This window comes from Floridaenema flaviceps BLCC-F50 (assembly GCF_041929275.2).
Taxonomy (GTDB): Bacteria; Cyanobacteriota; Cyanobacteriia; order Cyanobacteriales; family Aerosakkonemataceae; genus Floridanema; species Floridanema flaviceps.
This window is the reverse complement of sequence record NZ_JBHFNR020000001.1, coordinates 479194-492297: the sequence shown is the minus strand read 5'-3', so window position 1 is coordinate 492297 and position 13104 is coordinate 479194. Positions and strand designations below refer to the sequence as shown.

Annotated in this window: 12 protein-coding genes; all 12 read right to left on the bottom strand. The window is 43.0% G+C overall.

Going from position 1 to position 13104, the window contains the following annotated elements; translation table 11 throughout:
* Nucleotides 1-6 precede the first annotated feature (6 nt).
* On the bottom strand, nucleotides 7-486 hold the full coding sequence (locus tag ACE1CI_RS02305) for a NifX-associated nitrogen fixation protein (RefSeq protein ID WP_413268187.1): 480 nt from the start codon (nucleotides 484-486) through the stop codon (nucleotides 7-9).
* A gap of 53 nt (nucleotides 487-539) precedes the next feature.
* Nucleotides 540-938 carry a nitrogen fixation protein NifX gene (gene nifX / locus ACE1CI_RS02300; RefSeq protein WP_413268186.1) on the bottom strand — a complete coding sequence of 133 codons (399 nt, stop codon included), beginning with the start codon at nucleotides 936-938 and terminating at the stop codon, nucleotides 540-542.
* Between the two features lie 46 nt (nucleotides 939-984).
* Nucleotides 985-2292 (bottom strand): nitrogenase iron-molybdenum cofactor biosynthesis protein NifN, encoded by a 1308-nt coding sequence (gene nifN, locus ACE1CI_RS02295; protein WP_413268185.1) that lies wholly within the window; start codon nucleotides 2290-2292, stop codon nucleotides 985-987.
* A gap of 112 nt (nucleotides 2293-2404) precedes the next feature.
* Nucleotides 2405-3772 (bottom strand): nitrogenase iron-molybdenum cofactor biosynthesis protein NifE, encoded by a 1368-nt coding sequence (gene nifE / locus ACE1CI_RS02290; RefSeq protein ID WP_413268184.1) that lies wholly within the window; start codon nucleotides 3770-3772, stop codon nucleotides 2405-2407.
* A 119-nt stretch (nucleotides 3773-3891) separates the two neighbouring features.
* Nucleotides 3892-4203, bottom strand: coding sequence for a Mo-dependent nitrogenase C-terminal domain-containing protein (locus tag ACE1CI_RS02285; RefSeq protein ID WP_413268183.1), 312 nt, complete (start codon nucleotides 4201-4203; stop codon nucleotides 3892-3894).
* A gap of 146 nt (nucleotides 4204-4349) precedes the next feature.
* Nucleotides 4350-5888: a nitrogenase molybdenum-iron protein subunit beta gene (gene nifK / locus ACE1CI_RS02280; RefSeq protein ID WP_413268182.1), complete on the bottom strand. Its 1539-nt coding sequence runs from the start codon at nucleotides 5886-5888 to the stop codon at nucleotides 4350-4352.
* Between the two features lie 148 nt (nucleotides 5889-6036).
* On the bottom strand, nucleotides 6037-7512 hold the full coding sequence (gene nifD, locus ACE1CI_RS02275; RefSeq protein ID WP_413268181.1) for a nitrogenase molybdenum-iron protein alpha chain: 1476 nt from the start codon (nucleotides 7510-7512) through the stop codon (nucleotides 6037-6039).
* 122 nt (nucleotides 7513-7634) lie between these two features.
* Nucleotides 7635-8531: a nitrogenase iron protein gene (gene nifH, locus ACE1CI_RS02270; RefSeq protein WP_413268180.1), complete on the bottom strand. Its 897-nt coding sequence runs from the start codon at nucleotides 8529-8531 to the stop codon at nucleotides 7635-7637.
* Between the two features lie 147 nt (nucleotides 8532-8678).
* The gene (gene nifU / locus ACE1CI_RS02265) at nucleotides 8679-9563 is read right to left on the bottom strand and encodes a Fe-S cluster assembly protein NifU (protein WP_413268179.1); all 885 of its coding nucleotides are present in this window, start codon (nucleotides 9561-9563) and stop codon (nucleotides 8679-8681) included.
* 138 nt (nucleotides 9564-9701) lie between these two features.
* Nucleotides 9702-10904 (bottom strand): cysteine desulfurase NifS, encoded by a 1203-nt coding sequence (gene nifS / locus ACE1CI_RS02260; protein WP_413268178.1) that lies wholly within the window; start codon nucleotides 10902-10904, stop codon nucleotides 9702-9704.
* Nucleotides 10905-10928: 24 nt separating this feature from the next.
* Nucleotides 10929-11276, bottom strand: coding sequence for a 4Fe-4S dicluster domain-containing protein (locus tag ACE1CI_RS02255; protein WP_413268177.1), 348 nt, complete (start codon nucleotides 11274-11276; stop codon nucleotides 10929-10931).
* 127 nt (nucleotides 11277-11403) lie between these two features.
* Nucleotides 11404-12870 (bottom strand): nitrogenase cofactor biosynthesis protein NifB, encoded by a 1467-nt coding sequence (gene nifB / locus ACE1CI_RS02250; RefSeq protein WP_413268176.1) that lies wholly within the window; start codon nucleotides 12868-12870, stop codon nucleotides 11404-11406.
* Nucleotides 12871-13104: the final 234 nt, after the last annotated feature.

Genomic DNA, 13104 nt, shown 5'->3' with positions numbered 1-13104 from the left:
GGTTGACTAAAGCTGGGCAACATCCCCATATTTCTTACCTAATTCAATGCCAGATTTGGCAATTTTTTCGCCTTCAGCTACCAATTTTTCCAAAGAGTCAAAGCCGAAACGTTGGGCATCGCGCAGGGTTTTTGATACCAATAATAAGCGACCAGAAAATACTAAAACCCAGCCAAAACCTTCATGACTTAAGTCGATGACGACTTGAGAAAGTAATCCAGTTTCTTGTTCGATTAAAGATGCGATCGCACGATAGAAAGTAATAATCCTGGACTTAGTAATTACATCGACTTCGCCATCAACAGAAATCTTCTTTTTTTGCTCTCTGGTAACAACATAAGGTTTGAGAATCAACTCATCTGACCAATTACGGAAAGTACCATAAGGATCGTGGGCGCGGAGTTGACGGACTATTTCTTGCAGAAGTGGTGTAGTTTTAATTAACTCTTCAGCACTAATTTGGGGGGTAGCTTCCGTTGTTGTCATTGTACTTCGATTTCCTCTTGATTTAAGTATCTAAATTTACCAGTGAGAGCCTTTTAGTCAGCTTCAAAATCTCGGAATTTTGTTTCTTGTCCCAATGCTTTTCGCAACCAAGGTGGAGGACTTCCTTTTAAGGTTTCTACTAACCTTCCCAGGACATCATCAATTTCGTCTGCTTCAGTTTTTGACTGAATTGGAGTGACGTTTTTGCGAATTAATCTCGCAGCTGCACTCCCGCCGATCGCTGAAACATAGACAATTTTGCAGTCAGCTAAAGCGTTTAATTTGGGTTCTAATTTATCCTCATTGCCATCTTCTTTGAGGTCGCCTTCAAAGTCTAGGGTATCTACTAATTGATAGCCTTCAGTTGACACCTCATAAACTGTCATTTGCTTTGCCCAACCAAAGTGAGCGTTGATATGAACTTTGTCGTTTGTAGCAAATGCAATTTTCATAATTCTACTCCTTTTTTAGATTAAATGGGCGTAAAAAAAGAAAGATTTAATGTTTATGTTTTGTCTCTTCTTCCTCCAATAAAATATTGCCAATTCTGAATAAAACCTCCTTAGTTCCGCGATAACCAACGGAGGCAAAGTGACCGTTGCCTAAGCGATCGTAAATCGGTAAACCCTGGCGATAAAGAGGTATACCTAGTTTCTTACTAACCCTCTTCCCTTGGGAATTAGTAATCAACAAATCCGAACCAACTGCCAAATTTTCCAGGTCTTCTAAATCACCAATTGTCACAGATTCCACAGGTATTTCTGCTAATAAAGGTGACTGGGTAGTAGTGATAGCAGCTTGAATTTGTGCCCCCATTTCCTGTAAAAAACAGCTAGTCGAATATAACAAATCTGGTTCCAATCCCAAAGATACTTTCTTCCGTCCAAAATAGAAGTGAGTATCTAACATGGCATCCTGCAATTGCCCCCGTTGATGACGATATTTTTGGGGAATAGGTTGCCCACTTAATTGGGATAGTTTGACGAGAAAATCATCAACAACTTTTAACCCTGTTAGTCGGGTAAAAACTTGATATTCGGTGCCGAATCTTTGCTGTAAAATTTCGGCTGCACCCCTCATACTTTCACCAATAGCTAAGGTAAAAGCAGAAGCACCCACACTCCGCAACTCGGCTACACTTGTACCACCTGTAGTGACAGCACTAAAATCACCATCAGTTAAGTGCCCATCTAGCGATTGAGAAAGGTCGGGAATTGCGATCGCCTTTAACCCAAAAGCAGTTACAATCTCCTTAATCTCCTCCACATCCCCAGGCGCAAAAGCCGAACTCACCAAAATTGTGACTTGATCTTTTTGCGTTTCGCCCTTCTCTGGAATTTGACCTACAATTCCTTCAATAGCAGCAGCATAACCATCTTGCAAAGCACCCTTAAAATCAGGAGTAGAAACGTAAACTAAAGGTAACTCATTGATACTTTCATGGCGTTTTTTAATCTGTTTGATGATACCTTCCATATCATCACCTCTAGTTTCCGTTAACCCTGTTGTACAAAGACCAATTATTTCCGGTTTTGCCTTTTCCAACAAAGTTAAAATCGCCGTTTGGATGTTATCTTCTCCCCCTAAAATTGTGGTAACTTCCGTCATCGCCGTAGTGCTTAAAGGAATCGCTTCTCGGAAGTGCCGCACCAACATTACTTTAGCAAAAGCTGTGCAACCTTGGGAACCATGAAATAAAGGCATCATTCCCTTCAAACCTAAGAAAGCTAACGCTGCACCTAGCGGTTGAGATTGTTTGAGAGGATTAACAGCAACGGGTTTTTTTGGGTTAAGTACAGTAGCCATTTCTTTTGGTAATTGGTAGTTGGTCGTTGGTAGTTGGTAGTTGGTCGTTGGTGATAGTAATTGGTAGATAGAAAGGGAAATTACCCAATCCCCAATCCCCAGTCCCCAGTCCCTAATCCCAAGGTGCAGGTTGACGTACTTGTTCCCAAATTGGACTGTGAAGTGCTTCGTCTAATTCCCTTGCCATTTCCACCATTCCTTCATAACCTGCGTAGGGATGATGGCGTTCTTGGTTAATATCAAGGAAAGGAATTTTTGCTTTTAAAGCTGTGTATTGATTTCTGCCTCCAGCAATCAACATATCTGCCCTAGTTTTCTCAATTACATTCAGTAACTCGGCAGCATTTCCCTTTTCCAACATCATGCCGTCTTTGCCCAGCAATTCTTTAATTCTTGCCTTATCTTCTTCGGTACTTTTCTTCGTACTCGTGGCGACTACTTCCATTCCTAAATCTTTAGCAGCAGAAATAATTGACCAACTTTTTACGCCACCTGTGTAAAGTACCACTCGTTTACCTTGTAAGCGGGCGCGATAAGGTGCAAGGGCTTGGTTTAGCTTTTCTGTCTCCTCAGCAATCAATTTCTCAACTCGTTCTTGCAAATCTGCATCGCCAATTTTAGCGGCAATATTTCGCAAGCAACGATTCATATCATCAACGCCATAGAAAGATTCTTCAATGAAAGGAATCCCATACTTTTCTTCCATCTTTCTCCCCATGTTGATCAGTGCTTTTGAGCAGATCATCACATTGAGTTTGGCGCGATGGGCGGTGCAAATTTCCTTGTAACGGGCATCACCTGTAATTTTTGCCAGAACGCGAATGCCTAACTTTTCAAATAAAGGTAGAACACCCCACATTTCCCCAGCAATGTTGTACTCCCCAATCAAATTAATATCATAAGGAGTGGTATATTCTGGTTCCTCAGTTCCGACAACATATTCTAATAATGATTCGCCACCGATGCGATTACCCAAGTTTTTGCTGCCAACAAAACCGGGAGAATTAACTGGAATTACCGGAATCCCAATTTTTTGGGAAGCAGCATGGCAAACGGCATCTAAATCATCACCAATCAACGCAGTTACACAAGTTGAATAAACAAAAACCGCCGCTGGTTGGTAACGATTTTGCACATCTACAATTGCTTTGTAGAGCTTTTTCTCACCACCAAAAATGACATCATTTTCACCTAAGTCGGTGGTAAAACCCATTTTGTAAAGACTAGGGCCAGAAGAAAGACTTCCGCGACTTCCCCAAGAATTTCCCGCACAAGCGATCGGACCATGAACCAAATGCGCTACATCTGTAACAGGTACTAAAGCAATACTAGCACCATCAAAAGCACAACCACCTTGAGCAGCACCAGGTTGGGCTTGTTGCGTACAAGATTTGTTCTTCTTTTGCCCGTCTTTGTGGTGATTATGTTCGCAAGCTTTTTCGCTGAGAAGTTCGTTGATTTTACCTTGAGTAATTTTCATGACTCTCCTGGTAATTGGTAATTGGTAATTGGTAATTATTGATTAATTCTTGGCTTTTGGTAATTGGTTTTTGGTAATTGGTTATTTCCGATTACTTATTACCGATTACCTATTACCCATTAACAGAGGTATTTGCTGACATCCTCACCGCAATCATCAGCAAGGTAACAAAGGGCGCGGAGACGCAGAGAAACAAATTCGTAATACAGAGGGTTTAATTTACAAAGAGGGGGGATATGAAAAGTGTGACCGAATAAAGTCACATCTCTTTCAAAAGGGCAGCAGCAGGGAATAAACTTACAAAGGAAATGAGCTAATTTGCGATCGCTTACCTTTAAATTATCAACCCACTGCCGCAACGGGAATAAAATATCAAAACCAGGGCGGCCTCTGGGAATCGGATGATCGTGATCGTGAGTAATAGTAGACATGGCGAGCAAGAGCAGGTAAAGGGGGTAGGGGGTAGGGGGTAGGGGGTAGGGGTTAGGGTGTAGGGGTTAGGGTGTAGGGGGTAGGGTGTAGGACAGGCATCTTGCCTGTCATTCCCCAGTCCCCAGTCCCCAGTCCCCAATCACCTCTACCGAATCAAGTCAAAGGAGATATCGGTCTTACCAGGAATGTCAGTCTTGCGATCCAACTCATCGAGGATGGTGTTAACAATCCAGTTGAGTAGGTTCAATGCACCTTGGTAGCCGTAGATAGGATAGCGGTGTAGGTGATGGCGATCGAAAATTGGATAGCCAATGCGAACCAGGGGCACACCGATATCACGCCACAGGTACTTACCGTAGGAGTTGCCGATCAACAAATCAACTGGTTCAGTGAAGATCAAGCTGCGTAGGTGCCACAAGTCTTTGCCACCCCAAACAGTTGCATTTGCACCATAAGGACTAGAAGCTAACAAAGCTTTTGCTTCAGCTTCAAATTTTTCGTTGCTGTTAGTAACAACAATGTGAGTAGGTTCTGCACCAACTTCTAACAAGAAGCTAATCAAACCCATTACCAAATCAGGGTCGCCATACATAGCAATCTTTTTGCCATGCAACCAAGCTTGGGAATCGTTCATTGCGTCAATAGCGCGACCCCGTTCAACTTCCAATTCGCGAGGAATAGGTTGTCCGGTAATCTTAGAAAGCGCTTGCAAGAATTCATCAGTACCGCGAATACCAACTGGGCGATAAACTGCGGTTTCTTGCTTCCACTCAGTATTGATGTAGTTCAGGGTTTTTTCTGTGGAGTATGCTTGGAAAGAAATCGTACCTTCAGCATTGATAGAATCTGCACCTTCTTCCAAAGTGGTCAGACCATTGTACATCACGAATTCGCCTTCATTCGGAGCATCAAAAGAATCCGAATTGTCAGCCAAAACAGTGTAATTAACACCCATCAAATTGAAGATTCTCTTCAATTCCCGAATATTGCTGGTATAAGCATCAAAACCAGGAATAAAGTTCCATTTGCCATTCTTGGTTTCTGTCTTCTTGTCCTTAGTCAAGCAAGAAAGAATACCCTTCATCATGTTGTCATAACCAGTAATGTGAGAACCCACAAAACTAGGAGTATGAGCGTAAGGAACTGGGAAATCTAAAGGCACAGAACCTTGATTCTTAGAAGTGGTGATAAATGCACCCAAGTCATCCCCGATTACTTCTGCCATACAAGTTGTACACAGAGCAATCATTTTTGGCTTGTAAAGAGCATGAGCGTTTGCCAAACCTTCAATCATGTTTTGCAAACCACCGAACACCGCCGCATCTTCAGTCATCGAAGAGGAAACAGCAGAGAATGGTTCTTTGTAATTCCGGGTTAAGTGAGTACGGAAATAAGCAACGCAACCTTGAGAACCATGTACAAAAGGTAGAGTACCTTCAAAACCAGCAGCCGCAAAAATCGCACCTAAAGGTTGGCAAGCTTTCGCTGGGTTAACTGTTAAGGCTTCACGAGAGAAGTTCTTTTCCCGATATTCCCAAGTCTTAGTCCATTCGCGTACCCGATCGATTTCTTCGTCCGAATGTCTGCCTTCAAATTGTTTTTTGTTCTCGAACAGTTCTTGATATTCTGGTTGGTGGAATAGGTCAAAGTGGTCGGCAACTTTATTTACATCGTTCTGAGCCATGATTTTTCTCCTATGTTTTCGCTACTGTCTGGACTTCTTCTGTAGTGTGCAGTGCGGGGAAGGTAAGAGGAGGTGACTAAAGGAAATCGAATCGAAAAGCTAAATTTCCCAGTCCCCAGTCCCCAGTCCCTAGTCCCCAAACTAGTCCTTAGTCTTCGTTCTTCCAAGGAGCTTTAATCAAACTCCAAGTTGGGTTGTTGATCGCTAAATCCATGTCGCGTGCAAACACTGCAAATCCGTCATAGCCGTGATATGGGCCAGAGTAATCCCAGGAGTGCATTTGCCGGAATGGTAACGCCATCTTGTGGAAGACGTATTTTTCTTTAATTCCAGCAGCGATCAAATCTGGTTTCATTTTTTCAGCGATTTGCTCAAATTCATAACCAGAAACGTCATCGTAAATAATGGTGCCGTCTTCAACGTATTCAGCAGTACGTTTGTAGTCGTCGTTGTGACCGAATTCATAACCTGTACCAATTACGGTCATTCCCAAATCTTCAAAAGCTGGAACGATGTGACGTGGACGCAGACCACCAACCATCATCATTACGGTTTTGCCTGCCAAACGAGAGCGATATTTTTCAACTACTGCATCTGCTTGGGGTTGATATCTGGCGATAACTTCTTCTGCTTTAGCTTGGATAGTTTCGTCAAATTTCGAGGCGATTTTGCGAAGAGATTTAGCAATTTGAGATGGGCCGAAGAAGTTGTATTCAATCCAAGGAATACCGTAAGCTTCTTCCATGTGACGGCAGATGTAGTTCATAGACCGATAGCAGTGAATCAAGTTCAATTTTGCTAACGGGGTCATTACTACTTCGTTAAATGTACCATCGCCAGAGAATTGGCAAAGTACGCGCAAGCCGATTTCTTCTAACAGAATGCGAGAGGGCCAAATGTCTCCACCGATGTTATAGTCACCGATGATGTTCACATCATAAGGGCCGGGAACGAAACCTTCGGGAGTTTGACGGTATTGGTCTGCTTTGGGGAGTACCCAGTCTCTTACGGTGTCGTTAGCGATGTGGTGTCCTAAAGATTGAGAAACACCCCGGAAACCTTCGCAACGTACAGGCACTACTGGCTTACCTGTGTCTTTAGCTTTCTTCTTGGCGACTGCTTCGATGTCATCTCCAATCAAACCAATTGGACATTCAGATTCAATGGTAATCCCTTTGCTTAAGGGGAAGAGTTCTTCCATTTCATCGATCAGCTTCGCCAGTTTTTTGTCACCACCGAATACGATGTCTCTTTCTTGGAAGTCGGAGGTAAACTGCATGGTACCGAAGGTATCAACACCTGTAATACCGATGTAATAGTTACGACGACCAGACCAGGAATAGTAACCACAACCAACAGGGCCGTGACTTATGTGGATCATATCCTTGACTGGGCCCCAAACCACACCCTTAGCACCTGCATAAGCGCAACCACGAGTGGTCATTACTCCCGGAACTGATTTGATGTTGGATTTAACTCCGCAATCAGATTTTCCTTCTTCGTATACGTTGAGGTGTTTTGCCCGCTTCTTACCGCCTTTCTCTGGGTAAGCTTCAATAATTTCCTTAAGTAGTTCTTTCTTCTCTTCGTTCGTTGTGGGTATGGTGTTGTTGGTTGTTGTCATGATTCAAAGCCTCGTTTCAATGTAGGGAGTAGGGAGGTAGGGAGTAGGGAAAGGGAGGAGTGTAGGGAAGTGAGGAATTTTTCCTCCCTATCTCTATTCCCTATTCCCCAACAAATAACGGATTAGACTACAGCAGCAGCTTTTTGTTGGTCTGCTTGGAGTGCTTTTTCGTACTCTTCTTCACCGCCCAAGATACCGAATTCAACTAGTAAGTCTTCCAGTTCGTCCATTGTGATTGGAGTAGGAACGGTGAGGTTCTTGTTGTCGATGATCTTCTTAGCTAGTTGCTTGTACTCTTCATTTTGTTGGCTGTCGGGTGCATATTCGTTAACAGTCATCCGACGTAGTTCTGCGTGTTGAACAATGTTGTCACGAGGAACAAAGTGAATCATTTGGGTGTTCAGACGTTTTGCCAAGGTTTCGATTAATTCGAGTTCCCGGTCAACTTTACGGCTGTTACAAATCAAACCACCTAAACGTACACCGCCAGAGTGAGCATATTTCAGAACGCCTCGTGCAATGTTGTTAGCTGCGTACATCGCCATCATTTCACCAGAGGTAACGATGTAGATTTCTTGTGCTTTTCCTTCACGGATAGGCATTGCGAAACCACCGCACACAACGTCGCCTAATACGTCGTAAGATACGAAATCGAGGTCTTCATAAGCGCCATTTTCTTCTAAGAAGTTAATAGCGGTGATGATGCCACGTCCCGCGCAACCTACACCGGGTTCTGGACCACCAGACTCAACGCAACGTACATTGCGATAACCAGTCAACAATACTTCTTCGAGTTCCAAATCTTCAACAGCGCCCCGTTCAGCAGCTAAGTGGAGAATTGTGGTTTGGGCTTTGCTGTGTAACATCAAACGGGTGGAGTCTGCTTTGGGGTCGCAACCTACGATCATGATGCGTTGGCCCATTTCTGCCATTGCTGCGATCGTATTTTGTGAAGTGGTAGATTTGCCGATACCGCCTTTGCCGTAGAACGCAATCTGTCTAATTTTTTCGTCAGTCATTGGTTTGTCTCCTTCGTGTTATGCTGTGAAAATTGTTTGTTTACTTTGAGTAGTGAGAGTGTGGATTGGGCAGAAATGTGGGTTTGGCGGCGACCGTCCCACAGGTAATCCTGGGGAATCTTGATAATTTTTCATGATTTTTCCTGACTAGACTGATTCAACTACTAAGCTGGGTAATACCAGCTGTTTTAATTTTTCTTCGATCGCAATCTTCAAAGTTACTGTGCTGCTAGGACAAGAACCGCAAGCACCTTTGAGTACAACTTTTACTTTGTCGCCTTCTACATCGTAGAGTTCAACGTCTCCGCCATCTGCGGCTAAGAATGGTTTAACTTCTGTCTCTAGAACTTTTTGAATGAGTGTGATTTTTTGCAGGTTGGTTAACTGAGGTAAGGTGTCTGTTTCTGGTTTAACTACGGGAACCTGAATTTTTTCTTGTTCGACTCCTTCCCAAACTGCTGCAATTAAGTCGTCAATATCTGCTAAACAAGTGGTGCAACCGCCTCCGGCTTTAATATAATTTGTGACTTGTTCAGCACTGGTGAGTTGATTTTCTTTAATTGTCTTTTTAATCCTGGTTTCAGTAATCCCAAAGCAGCGACAAATCATGGCACTTTCGTCTTCTTCATGCTGCGCTAGCGGGATACCTTTGTAGGAGTAAATCGCTGCTTCTAATGCTTCTTGCCCCATTACGGAACAGTGCATTTTTTCTTCGGGTAATCCGCCTAAGTATTCGGCAATTTCTTTGTTGGTTAAGCTTAATGCTTGGTCTACTGTCATGCCGACAATCATTTCGGTTAGGGCAGAAGAAGAAGCGATCGCACTTGCACAACCAAAGGTTTGAAACTTAGCATCTAGAATTATGTTTGTCGCTTCATCAACTTTGAGGTGCAATCTGAGGGCATCTCCGCAAGCAATGCTACCTACTTCTCCTGTAACAACTTTGATTCCTGTTTCGTTTGCTGCTTCTATCAATCCTTGGTTTTTCGGATTGTAGAACAAGTCCATTACCTTATCTGTATATTCCCACATAGCCTTGGCGATTTTTGTTGTAAATGTTGCAGTTTTGGTTTATTTTTTGTCATTTGTCATTTGTCATTTGTTCTTTGTCATTTGTTAAATTTTGTTAGCTAAACCAATGACGAATGACCAATGACGAATGACCAATGACTACTTAGCATTAGCAAGGGCTTTTTCTTGCTCTTGCAACCAGGATTCCTGGTCATTTTTGAAGGGAGATAAAGCTCTTAAACGCTCAATTACTGGTGGCAGTATTGATAAGACTTTTTCGACTTCTGCTTGTTTGGTGTAACGAGACAAGGAGAACCGAATCGAACCATGTAAAACTGAATAAGGTAAACCCATTGCGCGTAAAACATGGGAGGGTTCTAAGGAACCAGAAGTACAAGCCGAACCAGAAGAAGCACAAACTCCAAACTGATTCATGGAAAGCAGAATTGCTTCACCTTCGATATATTTGAAGCCAATATTTGTAGTGTTGGGAAGTCTGTTTTTGGTATGTCCGTTAACTACTGTATCGGGTACTGTATTAAGAATACCTTGTTCTAACAAATCGCGCAAGGCTTTTTCTTCAAATACATTATCTAAATGTTGTAGTGCTAATTCACTAGCTTTTCCTAATGCAATAATTCCCGGTACATTTTCCGTTCCTGCACGTCTTCCTCTTTCTTGATGTCCGCCAATTAACAAGGGACGGAATCTTACACCTTTTCTTACATATAAAGCACCAAGACCTTTGGGGGCGTGCAATTTGTGACCAGAAATCGTCAACATATCCACAGTGCTAGTTTTCATATTCAGCGGAATTTTGCCTGCTGCTTGCACTGCGTCTACGTGAAAGATCGCGCCATTTTCCTTAACGATTTGACCGATTTGTTCGATCGGAAACACCACACCAGTTTCATTATTAGCATACATGATCGAAACTAAAGCCGTGTTACCCGTAAGGGATGCTTCCAACTCATCTAAATCGATTTGACCTTGACCATCTACGGAGAGATAAGTAACAGTATAACCTTGACTTTCTAGCTGTTTGCACTGATTTAAAACAGCAGCGTGTTCAACTTGGGAAGTGACAATGTGAGTTTTGTTGGGACGTGCTGCTAAAGCGGCGCGAATAGCTGAATTATTACCTTCTGTGCCACAACTTGTAAAGATGATTTCTGTAGGTTCTGCACCTAACAAAGCGGCAACTTGTTCTCTGGCTTCTTTAACTGCTTTGCCAACTTGACCACCAAAGGTGTGCATACTAGAAGGATTACCGTAAAGCTCGGTCAGGTAGGGCAGCATTGCCGCTAAAACTGCTTCATCAACTTTCGTAGTTGCATTGTTATCTAAATAAATTACTGACATAATGCTGCTCCTACATTTCTGAGATTAACGAGATACAATGACTCTTTTTAGTTCTTGGGAATAGGTGTTAAACCACTTTTGCCAGTAAGGGTTTTCTTTGGTTTTATTGATGCGGCTAACTAAGTGATTGAAGGTGTTAAACCAAGACTCCCAGTAATCCTCAGAAGAGGCGATCGCACTTAGACTACGAACACACCCATTATTAGTTGGACAAACCGCTTGACATTGGGGAACACTGTAAAAACCGACGCAACCATTACATAAGTTATTATCTATTTGGTAGGTCTGTCCTTTAACAGAGATTGCGTTAGTTGGACATTGAGGTAAACAGCGATCGCAAGCAATACAGTTATTCGTAATTGTGTAAGTCATCGCCCCTCCTTAATCGATTTTGGATTTGGGATTTTGGATTTCGGATTTGGGATTTGGGATTATAGATTTTAGATTTGGGATTTAATTAATTAAAAATCGAAAATCTAAAATCTAAAATCGCAAATTGTTACACTGTTGCAGTTTGAGTGGAGAGCCACTTTTGATAGAATTCCAAAGCCACCTTATCGATCAAGTCGAAAGCTTCCACTGGTTCAATTCCGGCTTTTTGCAAAGTTTCTTGGGGACAATGACCAATCTTGGAAACTAGGACAGCTTTGCAATCTTCCAGCATCTTCATCATGCCGTCTAAAGATTCCTCTTCACCGAAACCGCCTTGGCAGTATTGTTCAACTTTGCGGTGTCCGACGAATTTGGCGCTTACGCCATCAACTTCGTAAATTTGGAACTCTCTAGCATGACCGAAGTGTTGGTTAACTAAACCGCCACCTTTTGTTGCTACTGCAACTAAGATTTTGGGAGTGTTAGCAGCTTTCTTAGCTAACGCTTTGGCAACTTTGAGAGATTCTTGTTCTTCACGAACTTTATCAATAGCTGCATGGACTTCCTGACGCTTCTCTAGGTTGTATTCCGGTGCCATTTCCAGGAACTTATCTTTGGTAAATTCTTGAGAACGGTCTTCACCCAACAATCCCACCGCATCAGCGCGACATTGACGGCAATGGCGCATCATTTTCATATTGCCGGAACAGTTATCTTGTAGCGCCTTCAGTTCCTTGGGTGTAGGCCCGCGTTGCCCTGTTAAACCGAAGTGGGTGCCATGTTCCGGTGCGGAAATCAGGGGCATAATGTTGTGCAAGAATGCTCCATGTTGCCGAATTACTTTGTCAACTTCAACTAAATGTTCGTCGTTAATACCGGGAATCATTACTGAGTTGACTTTGCAGAGGATATCGGCTTCTCTGAGGGCTTGCAAGCCTTCCATCTGTCTTTCGTGGAGGATTTTAACTCCTTCGATGCCTCTGTAGCGCTTGCGTCTGTAGTGTACCCAAGGATAAATCTTGGTTCCTACTTCCGGGTCTACCATATTAATAGTTATGGTGACGTGATCGACGTTTAGCTCTTTGATGCGATCGACATGATCGGGAAGCATTAAACCATTGGTAGACAAGCACAGTTTAATATCTGGGGCTTTGTCAGCAATTAAATCAAAGGTGCGGAAGGTCTTTTCGGGGTTAGCCAAAGGATCTCCGGGACCTGCAATTCCTAAAACCGTCATTTGAGGAATTTTTCCGGCGATTACCAATACTTTATGTGCGGCTTCTTCCGGTGTCAGGAGTTCACTAACTACTCCAGGACGGCTTTCGTTGGCGCAATCATATTTACGGTTGCAGTAGTTGCATTGAATGTTGCAAGCTGGTGCAACAGCAACGTGCATTCTGGCGTAATGGTGGTGCGCTTCTTCGCTGTAGCAAGGGTGCTTGGCGATTCTTTCTTTAATCTTTTCGTCGAGGGTTGTTTCAGTGGAAGAAGAACTGCAACCGCAACCGCCAGATTTTTTGGTTTTAGCAGTGGCTGCATCTGATGTTGTCGTCGCTTCCGGTGTCGTCGTGAGTAAAGTTGTGGTTGAAGACATCGAATTTCCCAGTAACTTGCTGTGTTTCCGGCGTGAGTACACTTACCTGCAAAAGAAGCGAACCTTGTTTGGTCTTCTTGCTGAAATTTAAGTGCCTGACGTTAATGGATTTATACCAAGAGGTCTTCAACCAGTCCCAGTTTTTGCCCTGGATTCAGATTTATTGAATTTATTAGTTTTGTACTCAAGCCCTCAAAGCCTATATTTACCTAGATCGAAAAATTTTTTTGGGGT